13 protein-coding genes are annotated in these 15,215 nt (G+C 50.2%); 7 read left to right on the top strand and 6 right to left on the bottom strand.

Features of this window, described 5'->3' with window-relative positions; all coding sequences use genetic code 11:
- Positions 1-12 precede the first annotated feature (12 nt).
- Entirely contained in the window at positions 13-1,617 is a 1,605-nt protein-coding gene (serA, locus tag DESTI_RS16655; RefSeq protein ID WP_014811137.1) for a phosphoglycerate dehydrogenase, read from the top strand.
- Positions 1,618-1,671: 54 nt separating this feature from the next.
- A complete protein-coding gene (locus DESTI_RS16650; protein ID WP_014811136.1) occupies positions 1,672-2,961 on the top strand; it encodes an adenylosuccinate synthase in 1,290 nt (429 codons plus the stop codon).
- Positions 2,962-3,025: 64 nt separating this feature from the next.
- Here the strand turns inward: DESTI_RS16650 and DESTI_RS16645 are convergent, their stop codons facing one another.
- From DESTI_RS16645 to DESTI_RS30820, 5 genes are all read right to left on the bottom strand, one after another.
- Positions 3,026-3,559: a hypothetical protein gene (locus tag DESTI_RS16645; RefSeq protein WP_041286262.1), complete on the bottom strand. Its 534-nt coding sequence runs from the start codon at positions 3,557-3,559 to the stop codon at positions 3,026-3,028.
- Between the two features lie 172 nt (positions 3,560-3,731).
- Positions 3,732-4,202 carry a ribonuclease HI gene (gene rnhA, locus DESTI_RS16640; RefSeq protein ID WP_014811135.1) on the bottom strand — a complete coding sequence of 157 codons (471 nt, stop codon included), beginning with the start codon at positions 4,200-4,202 and terminating at the stop codon, positions 3,732-3,734.
- On the bottom strand, positions 4,199-4,597 hold the full coding sequence (locus DESTI_RS16635) for a secondary thiamine-phosphate synthase enzyme YjbQ (protein WP_041287256.1): 399 nt from the start codon (positions 4,595-4,597) through the stop codon (positions 4,199-4,201). Before DESTI_RS16635 ends, rnhA begins: the two co-directional genes overlap by 4 nt.
- Positions 4,598-4,845: 248 nt before the next feature.
- Positions 4,846-5,964 carry a signal recognition particle-docking protein FtsY gene (gene ftsY, locus DESTI_RS16630; RefSeq protein ID WP_014811133.1) on the bottom strand — a complete coding sequence of 373 codons (1,119 nt, stop codon included), beginning with the start codon at positions 5,962-5,964 and terminating at the stop codon, positions 4,846-4,848.
- A 255-nt stretch (positions 5,965-6,219) separates the two neighbouring features.
- The gene (locus DESTI_RS30820; RefSeq protein WP_157212189.1) at positions 6,220-6,375 is read right to left on the bottom strand and encodes a hypothetical protein; all 156 of its coding nucleotides are present in this window, start codon (positions 6,373-6,375) and stop codon (positions 6,220-6,222) included.
- A gap of 173 nt (positions 6,376-6,548) precedes the next feature.
- Between DESTI_RS30820 and DESTI_RS29050 the strand changes: the two genes are divergently transcribed.
- Both DESTI_RS29050 and DESTI_RS16620 read left to right on the top strand, forming a co-directional pair.
- A complete protein-coding gene (locus DESTI_RS29050) occupies positions 6,549-7,952 on the top strand; it encodes an N-acetylmuramoyl-L-alanine amidase family protein (protein WP_157212188.1) in 1,404 nt (467 codons plus the stop codon).
- Between the two features lie 206 nt (positions 7,953-8,158).
- A complete protein-coding gene (locus tag DESTI_RS16620; protein ID WP_014811130.1) occupies positions 8,159-9,250 on the top strand; it encodes a 4Fe-4S dicluster-binding protein in 1,092 nt (363 codons plus the stop codon).
- 105 nt (positions 9,251-9,355) lie between these two features.
- Here the strand turns inward: DESTI_RS16620 and DESTI_RS16615 are convergent, their stop codons facing one another.
- Positions 9,356-9,685, bottom strand: coding sequence for a hypothetical protein (locus DESTI_RS16615; protein ID WP_014811129.1), 330 nt, complete (start codon positions 9,683-9,685; stop codon positions 9,356-9,358).
- 700 nt (positions 9,686-10,385) lie between these two features.
- On the opposite strand from DESTI_RS16615, the gene DESTI_RS16610 reads away from it, so the two are divergent.
- The 3 genes from DESTI_RS16610 (at position 10,386) to DESTI_RS16600 (ending at position 15,128) form a co-directional block, all read left to right on the top strand.
- Positions 10,386-11,921, top strand: coding sequence for a B12-binding domain-containing radical SAM protein (locus tag DESTI_RS16610; RefSeq protein WP_014811128.1), 1,536 nt, complete (start codon positions 10,386-10,388; stop codon positions 11,919-11,921).
- Positions 11,922-12,396: 475 nt separating this feature from the next.
- Positions 12,397-13,284 (top strand): PRC-barrel domain-containing protein, encoded by an 888-nt coding sequence (locus DESTI_RS16605; protein WP_014811127.1) that lies wholly within the window; start codon positions 12,397-12,399, stop codon positions 13,282-13,284.
- Between the two features lie 233 nt (positions 13,285-13,517).
- The gene (locus DESTI_RS16600) at positions 13,518-15,128 is read left to right on the top strand and encodes an ankyrin repeat domain-containing protein (protein ID WP_014811126.1); all 1,611 of its coding nucleotides are present in this window, start codon (positions 13,518-13,520) and stop codon (positions 15,126-15,128) included.
- The last annotated feature ends 87 nt before the right edge of the window (positions 15,129-15,215 follow it).

Below are 15,215 nucleotides of genomic sequence, written 5' to 3'. Positions count from 1 at the left end.
TCAGGCGGCGACATGGAGCGCTATCACATTCTGGTATCGGATAATTTGCACGAGAAAGGGATAGAACTCTTCCGAGCACGTGATTGGTGCGATGTTGACGTCGCAACCGACCTTTCGCCGGAAGGACTCAAGAAGGTTATCGGCAAGTATCACGGTCTGGTTATTCGGAGCGCAACTAAAGTAACGGCCGATATAATCGCCGCCGCATCCAACCTCAAGGTGATCGGAAGAGCGGGTTCCGGCCTGGACAATGTCGATGTTCCCGAAGCCACTCGCAAAGGGATCGTGGTGATGAACACTCCCGGCGGGAATTCTATGGCGACCGCGGAGCATACTTTGAGCCTTATCATGGCTGCATTTCGCCATATTCCTCAGGCGGTGGAGTCCGTGAAACTGGGAAAATGGGAAAAGAAGAAATTCCAGGGACGCGAACTCACCGGCAAGACTCTTGGGGTGATCGGTTTGGGCCAGGTGGGCAGTCTGGTGGCCAAGAGGGCTTCACGAGCGTTGAAAATGAACGTTCTCGGGTACGATCCCGTGACGACACCTCAAGCTGCCGCGCAGATTGGAGCCAAGTTAACTTCGCTGGAAGAGATTTTCCGTAAGAGTGACGTTATCACGGTTCATACGCCTTTGACGTCGGAGACCAGGGGTCTGCTCAATGCTGCTGCATTTGCAAAAATGAAGACAGGAGCTGTTGTCGTAAACTGTGCCCGCGGAGGAATAGTTGACGAAGCAGCACTTCTCGATGCACTGGAATCCGGCAAAATAGCGGCTGCATCACTCGATGTTTATACCGTGACCCCGCCAAAGGACAACCCTCTGGTGAAGCATCCTCGAGTGATTGCGACTCCGCACCTCGGCGCTTCCACAACAGAGGCGCAAATCAATGTTGCCGTAGCCGTAGCCGGCCAGATGATCGATTACCTGGAAAAAGGGCTTGTGCGCAATGCCGTGAATGCTCCGACAATCGATCCGAGCCTCCGGCCGAAACTTGAGCCGTACCTCGATCTTGCAGGGCGACTCGGACGATTTATGGCACAGCTTGCGCCAGGTCCGATAGTTGCTCTGGAGACGGTGTTTTGTGGTGAAATCGCTCAATGGGACGTGAAGCCGGTGACGAACGCTGTGCTGGTCGGTCTCCTGACCTGGTCTGAAGGGCCGAACGTCAATGATGTGAGTGCCCCGGCCATCGCCGAAAAACGAGGTATCCAGGTCTCTGAGACAACATCGAAGACAAGCCCCTTTTACGGGTCCACCGTGGGAATTCGGACTTCTTCCCCGGACGGTACGAAGGTCAACGTCCTGGGCGCTCTCATTCCTCGAATCGGAATGGAGCCGCGGATCATAGGTATTGACGATTTCGTCACAGAAGCAGTCCCTACCGGAGCGATGCTTGTGGTTGCGAACAAGGACGTGCCGGGTATGATAGCTGGTATTTCAGGGGCTTTGGCTCGCAGCCGTATCAACATAGCGCAGATGAATCTCTCGCGGGATAAAATCGGCGGCCAGGCCATGTCGATAATCAATATAGATACACCTGCAGACGAAATCACGCTCGAATCCATACGAGGAATAGACGGTATTCTCAGTGTCAAGCAGGTGATTTTGTATTGATAACCAGCGCACAAGACATACGAATCGAAAAGATTACGAGAAAGGCATGAAATCTTGAGCACTCTTGTTATAGTAGGAACTCAATGGGGCGATGAAGGAAAAGGGAAGGTGGTGGATCTCCTCACGGGCCGTGCGGAAGTGGTCGTGAGATTCCAGGGCGGAAACAACGCCGGCCATACTTTGAAAGTCGGCGGCGAACAGATAATCGTGCATCTCATTCCGTCCGGAATACTGTACCCTGACACTCTCAACATAATTGCCAACGGGATGGTCGTGGATCCGTCCGTACTCTTGCACGAAAAAGAGACCCTGCGCGAAAGGGGCTATTTTCAACAAGATAAACAACTGATCATTTCCGATAGAGCCCATGTGATCATGCCTTATCATAAGGCTATCGATCTGGGCAGGGAAGAGATTCTCGGAAACTCCAGGATCGGAACCACCGGCCGGGGCATAGGGCCCTGTTACGAAGATAAAGCGTCTCGTATGGGAATACGGGTAGGGGATCTGCTCAGGCCGGATGTCTTGACCCGGAGAGTGCGGATTGCTCTAGAGGAGAAGAATTTTCTCATTCAGCACAGGTTCAATCTTCCCAAGATCGATGCCGATCAGGTGATCGAACAATATTTGGATTACGGTCAGCAATTGCTGCCGCATATCATGGACGCTTCGCACATCCTGCACACCCGAATTTCCGAAGGCAGCCGGGTGCTTTTTGAGGGTGCACAGGGAACCCTCCTGGACATCGATCACGGGACGTATCCATACGTCACATCCTCAAATGTGGTGGCAGGCAACGTATGCTGCGGCAGTGGAGTGAGCCCCACGAGGATTGAAAACGTCTGGGGAGTGGTAAAGGCATATTCCACAAGAGTGGGAGCCGGCGGTTTTCCGACGGAATTGAACGACGAACTGGGCGAACAGATTCGGAAGATCGGCGCGGAATTCGGCGCCACGACGGGCAGACCCCGCAGGTGCGGATGGCTCGACCTGGTAGTGGTGAACCACAGCGTGAGACTCAACGGGTTAACCGGCATAGCACTCACCAAAATGGACGTGCTTACAGGGGTCAATCCTATTCGCATCTGTACATCGTATGAACTCGACGGCAAGGCCGTGGACAGGGTTCCTGCAAATATAGAGGACCTCAATCGGGTAGTCCCCAAATTCAGAGAAGTCAAAGGATGGGACGAACCGCTTTCCTACTGCAGATCTTTTGACGATCTGCCCAAGAACGCACGGGATTACGTTGAAACAATCGAACATCTCACCGGGACTCCTGTGAACTTGATTTCCGTGGGGCCGGCCAGAGAGCAGAGTATTCTTCGCAAATCTCCATTTTGATGGAATCAAGTCTGAGAGAGCCCTTCTTGTAGGGTTCTCTCCACCCCACTGCAGCCCCGCCGTTTCAGTAGTACATCGAAAAAAGCATGCGATGTAAGAGGCAGGCGAAAAGAATAGTCAAGCCCAAGCTCGCTATATTCCCAACCAATACAATCAAGAAGGCGCGTTCTTCTGTGACATGCTCGTCTATTACTTTATTGATTCGCATACGGGTGCATATCCAGTAGAGGAATACCCATTCCAAAAATCCCACTATGAATTCGCTGATCAACATAATTGCGGGCGTATTATCCCCAAATTTCAGTATCCCTGAAGTCTTAAGAATGAATGGCCCGAATGGAGCAATAGGACTCGTGATCACATTTATGACCAGAATCCAAAAGAACAGGTGGATAGTAGTCTTTCGGGGCCATCTGAGAAACGCATACGCCACAAGGCACTCGACAACAATTGTTGTGAGATAGAAAATAGCCGTCTCATACACGAACCAGTATTTGTGAGAGTCAAATCCAAAGTCTCCGGCAATACCCGATTCCACTGCGCATGCCAAGCTCAGAAGGAAGACGATGGCAATTTGAAATGGGCGGATCTGTTGCAAGGTCGGCAGCCTCGTCTAGGAATCTCATTTGATATTGGCGCGAATAGTATTACGTCTTTTGAGCAGGATATGGTAAGCGCAACAAACCGCATTGATTGAAAAAGAAACCTCGAACGATGCGGTTCCCTATGGTCACCGCATCCTACAGGACCAGAGGACTGAAGACAGCATTTCAACGTGCCGAATCGATCATTGCCTTTCTTGCAAGGGCATCGGCCAATTCGTTTTCTTCGTGGTTATTGTGGCCCCGGACCCACTGCCATTCTACCTTATGTTTGGAGACAGCGGCATCCAGCTTTTCCCAAAGGTCGACATTCTTGACCGGCTTCTTCTGTGAGTTGATCCAACCGTTACGTTTCCACGATTTGATCCACTGGGTGATACCCTTCATGATGTACTGAGAGTCGGTGGTCATGCGTACCACGGAAGGCCGTTTCAGAGCTTCCAATGCCTTGATTGCCGCGGTCAATTCCATACGGTTGTTTGTGGTTAACCGTTCCGAGCCGCTGATCTGTTTTACCACGCCTTTGTACCGCAATATGGCAGCCCATCCGCCCGGACCGGGATTGCCGCTGCAAGCGCCGTCAGTGAAGATCTCCACGACGCTCTCTTCTTTTTGTTTGGATTTTTGTGTTTCTGTCATGCAGCCACGATCCGGACGAATACTTTCCTGCTCCTGGGGCCGTCGAATTCGCAGAAAAAAACACCCTGCCACGTTCCCAGGACCGGTTTACCGTCTGCAATGATAATGGTCACCGAACTGCCCACGATGGAGGCCTTGATATGAGCATCGGAATTGCCCTCCGCGTGCCTGTACGAATCTGAATGAGGCACCAGTTTTCCCAGTTTCTCTTGAATGTCCTGGGCCACGGAAGGATCTGCCGCTTCGTTTATGGTCACGCCCGCAGTGGTGTGCGGCACGAAAACAATCGCCAGCCCGTCCTGAACACCGCTTGCTGATATAGTGTCCCGGACGCGGGAAGTTATGTCCAAAAACTGGACTCTCCCATTGGACTTCACCTCAAATGTCTCCATCAATGCTCCCTCAGTAATCGATGTAATACCGATTCGCTTCCAAGGCATTAATATTGGGGAACCTTTTTGTTAAAAAGGTTCCCCAAACCCTTCCAAAAAACTTTTAACACTTGTCCAAATCACGGTTTTTTCTCTTGAAAAAATCGTGATTTGGACGAATATTAGAAGTTCTTGGGAAGGGGCTCGGGGAAACACTTCTTCCAAGAAGGGTTTCCTCGATATTAACTCTTTAGAAGCGCATGGTATACATACTATTCTTCGTCTGAAATATCGACCCCTGTGAAGAGGGCTTCTACAAATTCTCCTGCGTTGAAGTCCCGGAGATCGTCCATTTTTTCCCCGATTCCCACGTACCGGATAGGGATTTTCAGCTCGTTGGACATTCCCACGACAACGCCGCCTTTTGCCGTTCCATCGAGTTTCGTGAGCGCTATGCCGGTGATGGGAATGGCCTCATTGAACGTTCTCGCTTGGAGAATTGCATTCTGGCCCATGGAAGAATCGATCACCAGAAGCGTTTCCTGGGGAGCTGACTGAAGTTTTTTCTCCATAGTCCTTTTGACTTTTTTGAGTTCTTCCATCAACGGCACTCGAGTATGGAGTCTCCCTGCAGTATCTACCAGTACCAGTTCAAAATCCTCTTTGATGGCGCGATCCATGGCCTCAAAAACTACAGACGAAGGATCGGCTTTTTCTTTTCCTTTTACTATGGAACAGCCGACGCGATCCGCCCAGATCTGGAGTTGTTCCACTGCAGCGGCTCGGAACGTATCGCCTGCCGCTACGAGAACCTTTCGGCCCGCAGCTTTATGCCGTGCTGCTATTTTGGCGATGGTCGTTGTCTTGCCGGACCCGTTCACGCCGATTACCATGACCACAAAGGGCTCTGACCCGTAGCCAACTCGCAATGGGGCCTCGACTTCGGAAAGCATGTCTTTCATGACCGATTTCAAATGGTGAACAACCATTTCCGGGTCGTGGACTTCCCTTCGCTTGATGCGGTCTTGCACACTTTCCAACAGTTGATACGCCGTCTTTACTCCTATATCCGACGTGACAAGCAGTTCTTCGAGCCGGACAACCATCTGTTCGTCAAGCTGTTTTTTTCCGAGGAGAACCTCGTTGAGACCGCCGAGAAATCCCTTTCGGGTTTTGACCAGACCCTTTTTCAGTCTGAAAATGCTTGGCTTTTGTTCCTCCGGTTCTTCGGGGGCGAGAACCTCGACCTCCGGCTCAGGTTCCGGCTCAGGTTCCGGTTCGGGTTCAGGGATTGGGGGAGCCGCGGGAGCTTCCGGCTCAACCTCTTCTATTCTGTCTCTGCGGAAGAGCCGCTTAAAAAAACCGGCTTTTTGTTCTTTCTCGTCACTCATATTGAAACTATTTCCATTCGGAGTTTTCAAATCATTAGGACAATTTTGGCGAAAGGTTGTCCCACATCTGAAGAGTCTAACAGGGGATTCGGTACCGGTCAAAAGAAATTAGTTAATCCAATTTCTAGAAAATGAATTGAATATCTTATTATTATTGTGCTAAAGTAATTTCAGACCAGCGAGGAGGAAAAGCCTGATGTGGAAATTGAGAAACTCAAGAATCGTTATACCTGCAGAGTTACATGAGAAAATCCTTCAGTCCTGCACTCCCATTAACGATACTTCCAGCGAAGTGGTGGCGGTCAGGCATGCACCGGTAAAAAAGATGAAACCCGAGAAAAGGACACTCTGGAAAAAGATATTGGACTGATACGTGCACATTTCGAACATATGGGGAGCTTTTCTCTTCACGAAAGGTCTCCCCGACTCACTTCCTTTACATGCGCCTGTACACAATTCCGGAATCAGCCTGTTGCCTCATGATAATTCAGCATAAGACTGTTTTTCGAAAAGCTGCTTCATCTGTAATCGAACACCGTGTCATATCCGGGTGCGGACCGGTTGTTCACTGGTGTTCAGGAAAAATGCGACGTATTTCAAAGAAGATTGGTCCTCTTCTTAAGGCGTACGTTTACTGCTTCGTTCTTATTGTCCCGTTTATTATGGTTTCGTCGGCTCCTGGAATGCTTCAAAAGCGTCTCTCGTTTGTCGCTGCCCAACAGGAATTGGAACGGCTCTGTCGGGATCGCTCCGGGGACAGAGAACAGTGGAATTCCGTAATCAACGCGTTCGTACTCGCTCATGTCACAGGGAAACCCGCCTCGAAGCAGACCCTGTACTATGCAGGGAAGGCGAGTCTCGAATTATACAAAGTGAGCGGAAAACCCGAAGATCTGGACAAGGCGATACGATACCTGAACGATTTTAGTCGCGTATGTCGTACAGGTCCATATTTCATGAAGGGTTTGAAGGCTGCCAAAGAAGCGCACACCCTGAAGCTCAAACAGAGCGGCAGGTCCAATACTATGGCTTGCCCGTCTTCAAGTATGCCCAATGCTTCAGCGGTTTCCCAACAGCCGCTGGAGCGTGCTGCCGAGAAATCGGACAAACTCGCGAGCACACACGTTGCGGCCGATCCGAAATCTCTTAACAATGCTGCTAAATGGAAGCCCCGACCCGCGCTCCAGGGTAATCCTCTATATCTCGAATCAGCCGAGAGACGTTCGCCTCCGGAACGCATAGCTTCTCTCCCTCCAACGGATGCATCTCAGGATCTTCGTGCAAAACACCGGGACAAATGTAAGATTTTCACCATCGTGATAGACCCGGGACACGGTGGAAAAGATCCCGGCGCGGTGTCTCGCGACGGCAGCCTAAAAGAGAAAGATATCACCCTGGAAGTCTCGAAACGGCTCAAGACCGCTTTGGAGGCGAAAGGCAGCATGTTTCGAGTCGTTCTCACCAGAGAAGACGATAAAAGCCTGGCACTTCCGGAAAGGACCGCAGTAGCAAATTCCGTGGGTGCAGACCTGTTCGTTTCTATCCATTGCAATGCGGCAACGGATGGGACATCCAAAGGTATAGAAACATTTTATCTGGATAAAGCTGGTTCTCCCCGGGCCATGAGACTGGCTGCAAAAGAGAACGGGATTCCGCTTGTCAAGATGACCGATCTGGAAGCAACCTTGCTCGATCTCATGGTCACCTCGAAGAAGACGGAATCCGAAGAACTGGCAAATACACTTCACAAAGCTATGGCAACTAGTTTAAAGCGCAGAAAATTCGGTATCCGGGACAGAGGCGTCAAACGCGCTCCGTTTTATGTTCTGTTGGGAGCAAAGATGCCTGCAATTCTCGTAGAATGCGCATTTTTGAGCAATGGAAGGGATCGAAGGAGCCTGACTACTCCCGAGTATTTGGATGCCGTTGCCCAGGGACTCGCACACGGTGCGGAACAGTATGTGCGCGGCTTGGGCCGAGAAGGTTGAAATGGGTCAAAGCCATCCCGGAGAAAATGCGAAGGAATACGGCAAGGTAAGCAGAGTGCTTTCAGGAAAATGATGGAAGGCTCCTCTTTTCTGAATTACCGCCCCACATTTCCCACCCAATAGCGAATTACCCAGCCTTGAGACTATCATCTTTCATGTGGCAGTGATAAGATCTCCCGCACGCGTAAGGCCGAAAGGAGGAGGAAATGACTGAGCAGGTTTACCATGATTTGAGGGAACAATTGGATCAGTACTCGGTAGGCTTTCCCTCGACCGAGTCCGGAGTTGAAATCAAACTCTTGCAGAAATTGTTTACTGAAGAAGAAGCACTGATGTTCTTGAATCTCAGCATGATGCTCGAGACGCCTCAATCCGTGGCCGACCGAATCAAAGAAGACCCTGAGAAAGTGACGAAAATTCTGGAGCGCATGTTTGACAAGGGGCTCATATTCAGGCTCCGGAAAGGCGATTCTGTCCAGTATGGAGCAGTTCCTTTTGTGGTCGGATCGTATGAATTCCAGCTCAAGGGTATGGACCGGGAATTCGCAGATCTCATGGAACAATACTTTGTAGAAGCCTTCGGAAAACAGGGAATCGGTGAGAATCCTCCTCTGAGAACCATACCGGTCGGACGGGCAATTCAGCAGTCGTGGTCCGTTGCCCCGTATGAAGATATTCGGAAAATTGTGAGCAGCCAGAAACGAATCTCCGTAGCGAACTGCATCTGCAGAGTTCAGCAAGGTCTGAGTGAATCCGGGTGTGACAAACCCCTTGAGGTCTGCCTCATATTCGGATCCCATGGAGATTATTATGTCGACAGAGGCATAGCGCGATGGATAGACCATGAAGAAGCACTGCGGATCATAGATCGATGTGACGAGGCCGGGCTTGTCCCGCAACCATTCAATGCTCAGAATCCCGGCGGGCTCTGCAATTGCTGTGGAGATTGCTGCGGTATATTACGGTCCATAAAGCTTCACTCCAAACCCGCCGAAAAGGTAATCACCAACTATTATGCGGTAGCTGATGCAGACACCTGTTCAGGATGCGAAATCTGTCTGGACAGATGTCAGATGGATGCCATTTCGATAGATTCCGAGCAAGTTGCAACCATCGATCGTGATCGCTGCATTGGATGTGGGCTGTGCGTGACTACCTGTAGTACGGGCGCGATGTCTTTGATGACCAAACCCCCCGAAGAACGTCGAGAACCTCCTGCCACTCCGCGGGACTTGATCATGGAAACAGCGCAGAAAAGAGGAAAAACCTTGATTCCTCTTGCCATGATGAAGGGTTAAGCCAGCATAGAGGCTGAAGAAAATCGCATAATTTGAAGGAATCTGCAGGGCAGGAATCATGGGATTCAAGCCCTGCAGGAACTGCGTTCAAGGCACAGGCGAGAGTCAGGAATCAAGCAGGACTGAAAGAACAGTGGCCGCCGCATCCACAGTAGCCTCTGTCACATCTACGACATGTTCTGCGACTGCCCCGGTAATCTGTGCAGCGCCTCTTGCGATTGATTCGCCTGTATCGGCAGCACCATGGAACAGCGCCGTTCCGGTTTCATTTATGGTGCAAATTGTCTTCTCTACAAACTCGGAAGCACCGGCAATTATGTCCATGCCGACTTCTGCACCTTCTCCAAAATCGGAGAGGGATGATCCCGATTCTCTCTCTTTCTCCCGGTCGGGATTGAGCGCATTCAGTACATCCTGTTTATCTCTATCCGGCATTGTTGCTACCCCTGGAATTGTATGGTCTATGATCGCACCGATATCATAACGAGTGCAATAAAAAACGAACTCTGGTTTTTATGAACGGATTGCGCCTTTAGCTCAGCTCCGATCCGAATTGAAAGCATTTGCTTCATGGTCTGAACTATATATTTTGACACTGCAACCGCAGTCACTGTAAGGGCAGGTCTCGGAAAGTGTCTCAAAACTGTATTGACGCTTGACTCGTGCCACGATTCGCCATCGGGTAGGGCAGGTCTCGTGCCTGCCCTCCCGCAATGACCGGCACGGAGGCCGCTCACTACCGGGCACCCACGAGGGGCGCCCCTACCGATCCATTGACCGTCATCCGTGAGATAGGAACGTCTAACTAACCCCTCATCTGAACCAAGGAAATAATCCGTTCATGAAGAAGATCCGTCATACCATTGTCACAAAACTGTTCTGTATTGACGCGGCAATAGTACTGTGATATTCTGTAATTAACTGCAATGCTGGTATTTGCATCTTGCGCAGAAGCTGGGTGCTTTGAAAATTGTCTTCAATACTGTGTAAACATAAAGTGCGATGAACACTTGAACGTGAAGTTAATCTTTATTGAGATTGAACAGACAATCGAGAAAACAGAATCAGAGATCGAGAAACCGATCGCGTCTTCATTCAATTAGTTTATTTGCATTGATCTACATTGGAGAACAGCATGAACGTGCTATTGGTATATCCGAAAAGCCCTCGTAATTTGAATATCGGCACAGAAGATTCGGTGATAAGAGTTGCTTCAAAAAAGGCATACACCCCGCCGCTCGGGCTGTTAACAGTCGCTGCTCTGCTGCCGCACTCCTGGGATCTAAAATTAATCGATCTTACCTTTCAATGCATATCCGAGGAAGACTGGGCCTGGTGTGAGACTGTATTCACCACCGGGACGCTCATGCAATTCACACAAATTGCAGATGTCATCCGTGAAAGTAAGGAGAAGGGAAAAGTGGTGGCCGTGGGAGGGCCTGCAGCTTTCCATTTTCCGCATGAATTCGTCAATGTAGGGGCTGATTATGTCGCGGTAGGGGAGGGCGAGATCACTATTCCTCTGCTGTTGGAAAAAATGCGACAGGACGCAGCACCGACCATCATCAGAAGCGCGGAAAGGGCAGACCTCACCATGTCGCCCGTACCCAGGTTCGATCTGCTCGATATGAAAGCGTACGTTGACATGGCGATCCAGTTTTCGCGTGGATGCCCGTTTCAATGCGAATTCTGCGATGCCACGCAGATTTTCGGTCGAGAAGTAAGAACGAAAACTCCCGAGCAGTTCATCCGGGAATTGCAGACGCTGTACGATCTTGGATGGCGACGGGAAATCTACGTGGTTGACGACAACTTTGTGGGAAATCCAAAGAGATCGAAGGCGCTGCTCGAGATGATGGTCACATGGTCGAACGAGCATCGCAGGCCGTTTGAATTCTTTACCCATGCATCAATCAATCTGTCCCGTTCGCCGGATATCATGCGAATGATGGTGGAAGCGGGTTTCACCACTGTTTACATCGGTATAGAATCCACGGATAAAGAGGTGCTCAGAATTGCCCGGAAACTTCAGAACTCTTCAACGGATCTGGACGATGCCTGCAGCAAGATCAACGAGGCCGGGCTTCAGATCATGGCAGGAACGATTCTCGGAATGGACGGAGAACGTCCGGGAAGAGATCGAAGTCTGATAGAGTTCGTTTCCAAGAACAATATACCTCTGGTCGAAGTCGCTCTTCTCTACGCATATCCCGGCACGAGTCTATGGACCCGTCTGAAACGGGAGAATCGTCTGGTCAATGGAGAAAGAGAAGACCTTATCCAGAGCAACAACTTGAGGATGAATTTCCGGCCCACACGGTCTCTGGATGAAATAGAAACGGAATTCCTCAACACCATGAGCGCCCTCTACGATCACTCGGCCTTTCTGGATAGAGCTTTCCGCCATTTTCTTGCAATGAAACCCGTTCAAATGCCACTCTATCCCAAAAAGTTGGAATGGGCCGAAATCAGAGTTCTCATCATCACCTTCATTCAATGGGGATTTCTACGGAATACGAGAACCAAATTCTGGAGGATTCTCGTGAGGGCGTATACGAAGATGGATCTCAGAAGATTTCTGCTCCTGATCCGCTGTTGCGTGGCTCTGGAGCACTACGTCGGTATATATAACGAGTTCCTGGTTACTCTGAGACCGACAACGGCAAAATAGCCATTTCGCATTACTGTGTACCTGATACCATTATTCCTGCCCGTAGCAATCCAATAATTCGATATATCAACCAGCAAGCAGTCGCGTACTATAGATTGTGTAATTCTCATCCAAAGAACCGAACAAAGAAGGGTAATTGACGCCCAGGAAAGCAATAGTAAAATTATCAAAAACTAATTACTTAGTAAAATAGGTGGAAATTATACCCATTTGAAACGCTAAGAATTGGGTACAATTTTGCCTGCGCAAAAAAAGCTCGAAAATGACAAACAATATCAGGCTGTTTTGGCAGTGAAAAATATCAGGTAATGGCACGAATTCTGCATGGACATAGAAAAATTTGGTGATGCGTTGAGGTCTGTCTGCATCGACAACGCTTACTCTGAATTGTCGGTCGTTGACAGTCAGAATCGAGCAGCGCAAGCGATTCACCAAAAGAAATTACAGATTGACTCAGTTAGGAAAGGGTCTAAAAATGAAAAACTTACGCGTAGTTTTTATATCGGCACTGTTGATGAGTTTTCTTTTTGTTTCCGGGGCGTCGGCTGACTTCTATGTGGTCAAAGACAAAATGGGCACAGACAAAGTTATAGAAGGCTTACCGGGAATTGGATGGACAGTAATCTTCGGGCCTTTCAGCACTTCGGACGCTGCTTATCGAGCTGCAGGTATCGGCCGGGACTACAGGATGCCTGGCGGCATGTCGGGCATGCCGGCTCCTTCAGTCAATCGGCCGGAAGGCATCATTGCCCGGGAAGGCGAATTCGAATCTCTTGAGACTCCATTTATCCCCGGAGAAATGTTTGTCGCAAGGGAATTTGAGTCGGAGACTTTTCCCACGGCCCCGGCAACATCGGGAAGGAGATCTGAACGGGCCGCATCCGATGTGAGAGAATCCGGACGAATGGCAAGAGGTGCCGGAAAAGCCTCGTCTTCAGTGATGCTCGGTGACGATCTTGCCAAGTTTGATGTAATTCCAGCCAGCGTTGTAGACAATCAGAATCACGAGTTGGGGAAAGTCGAGCACATCGTCATTTCCAAGATTGGGAACGTGGAATTCATCATCTTGTCACATGACGGCAAACTCATTCCGATTCCCTGGGATCAGGTAAATGGAGACGCCATAAAAGATAAACTGGTCTTGAACGTGAAACTAGATCAACTGAACAATGCTCCCGACCTGAAGGGTAAAGATTTGCAGGCATTGGCCGGAGTGGATTTCCAGAATCGGGTCTTCAACTTCTTTGAGACCGGTGGTGCACGTGCTGAAACGGAGATGGGCCAAACAGGAACAGCTTCGAGCGATACTCAAATGGAGAAGAAGATCCAACAAAGTGGAGTAGAAGTTCAAAGCGCAGAGTAACTAACGCATTTCTTTCAGATTTCATCTGATTGCTCACGACAGCAGATGAGAATGGGGCATGGCTACTCAAAGTCATGTCCCATAATTTTTGGGAGTTACGGAAATATCCTTCGGTTCGATTCCCGCTTCGCTCTGTTGTTATATTATTGACTTCCCGTGCTTCTCCCGTTAGGCTAGTAAAAACAATTCCACTTTCTCTCGTGATATGTGCTCCTCTCGCCAACGAGTCAAAAATGAATACCTGTTCTCAGTGCGGAAGCAGCATTTCTTCTAAGAATTCATTGTGTTCTTCTTGTCTTACCGAGGCGGCGGAGTCTCTGGTTTCTGCCGCATGCGCTGGAGATCTAGCATCCATTTCCCGTGTGCTGGAATTGGGATGTGACATAGATGCGAGAAACGCCCTGGGCGAAACAGCATTGTGCAGAGCCTCACAAGCAGGCACGTGCGACGTAATTCGTTTCCTGCTCGATCTGGGCGCAGATGTGAATGCTTCCAATCGGTTCGGCCTGACGCCGTTGATGTATGCAGCCGAATTCGGTCACGTTTCTGCCGTCAAGCTTTTGCTGGAGAGAGGAGCCGATGTGGAGGCCAGGAATCTGTACGGAGGGCGTACAGCTCTCAGTGTCGCTGGAGGATGGTGCTCCGCCGATCACGATGCTTGTCTTGCCATTATCGAGCTTCTTCTGAATGCCGGAGCCAATCCTGGGACTCGAAGCGAAGATGGAAGTACTGCTTTGATCGATGCGGCTCGTGAAGGCAAAACCGGTGTAGTGCGCCTGTTGCTCCAACACGGTGCTGACATCCACGTTCGGGACGAGCTTGGCTATAACGGGCTGCTGAAGGCTGCAGGTGAAGGCCATGCGGAGGTAATTGACATCCTGTGCGATAACGGCTCCGAGATAAATTATCAGGATGCTAACGGCTGGTCTCCTTTGATGCTCGCCGCACGCGAGGGACGCCTTGAAGCTGTCCGTGTCATCCTGAAGCGAGGAGCCGAAATAGCGGGTCGAGACAGGAATGGCTGGACTGCACTCATGTGGGCTGCATCAAAAGGCCATGCCGAAATAGTGCAATTGCTCCTGGAGAAAGGCGCCGATCCGGAAATGACGGATCATTTCGGAGCAACCGCTCTCATGAAAGCTGCCAGAGGCAAGCACGTGGAAGCTGCAAAGGTATTGTTGCAGCATGGAGCTGATGTCAATTCGATAGACATGCACGATCTCTCCGCATTAATGCGGGCCGCCCGGAGCGGTTCTCCAGAGCTCGTCAAGATGCTGTTGGATAAAGGAGCCCTGCTCAATGCCGGCGACGAAGACGGCCGGACTCCATTAATGATCGCGTGCGCTGAAGGTCATGCTGAGTGCGCTCGAATACTCATCGACAGGGGGGTGAACCTGGATGCCGGAGACGAGTATGGTCGTACGGCTCTCGTGCATGCATGCCGCGCGGGACATGCCAAGCTCGTGAAATTGCTCCTGGAAGCTGGTGCTAAGGCTTTCCTTGCAGACGATGATGGAAGGACTCCGTTGATCTGGGCCTGCATGGGAGTCGGTCGGAGCGAAAAGTTGAAGAAAAGTGCACGCCTGAGGTCAGGAAATGAGATGCCTGAAATCGTTGCCATTCTCCTCAAACGAAAAGCTCACAGGAATGTCCAGGACAAGAACGGCAATACTGCTCTCATGGAAGCATCGGCTCGAGGCTTCCGGTCCTCCGTGGCTCTACTCCTTGAGAGTGGAATCAGCTTCAATACTGTAAATAATCAGGGGCTGACCGCTCTGAAATTAGCCGAAGCAGCAGGACACCACGATGTTGTCGAGCTTCTGAAGGGGTTCGGAGCCGAATAGCGTCGTGCACCAAGGATCATCTGATATAGTAGTTGACATAATTTCTGACCTTTGAACACCCTATCCTTTATAAGAACGGTAGGGCCA

Source organism: Desulfomonile tiedjei DSM 6799 (assembly GCF_000266945.1).
Taxonomy (GTDB): domain Bacteria; phylum Desulfobacterota; class Desulfomonilia; order Desulfomonilales; family Desulfomonilaceae; genus Desulfomonile; species Desulfomonile tiedjei.
This window is presented reverse-complemented; position numbering and strand designations above follow the sequence as displayed.

Bases quoted from the DNA above. Each gene is read 5' to 3' on its own strand.
- serA (WP_014811137.1), top strand. From the start codon at position 13: ATGGAGCGCTATCACATTCTGGTATCGGATAATTTGCACGAGAAAGGG.
- rnhA (WP_014811135.1), bottom strand. From the start codon at position 4,202: ATGACAGAAACACAAAAATCCAAACAAAAAGAAGAGAGCGTCGTGGAG.
- ftsY (WP_014811133.1), bottom strand. From the start codon at position 5,964: ATGAGTGACGAGAAAGAACAAAAAGCCGGTTTTTTTAAGCGGCTCTTC.
- DESTI_RS29050 (WP_157212188.1), top strand. From the start codon at position 6,549: ATGCGACGTATTTCAAAGAAGATTGGTCCTCTTCTTAAGGCGTACGTT.
- DESTI_RS16620 (WP_014811130.1), top strand. From the start codon at position 8,159: ATGACTGAGCAGGTTTACCATGATTTGAGGGAACAATTGGATCAGTAC.
- DESTI_RS16615 (WP_014811129.1), bottom strand. From the start codon at position 9,685: ATGCCGGATAGAGATAAACAGGATGTACTGAATGCGCTCAATCCCGAC.
- DESTI_RS16610 (WP_014811128.1), top strand. From the start codon at position 10,386: ATGAACGTGCTATTGGTATATCCGAAAAGCCCTCGTAATTTGAATATC.
- DESTI_RS16605 (WP_014811127.1), top strand. From the start codon at position 12,397: ATGAAAAACTTACGCGTAGTTTTTATATCGGCACTGTTGATGAGTTTT.
- DESTI_RS16600 (WP_014811126.1), top strand. From the start codon at position 13,518: ATGAATACCTGTTCTCAGTGCGGAAGCAGCATTTCTTCTAAGAATTCA.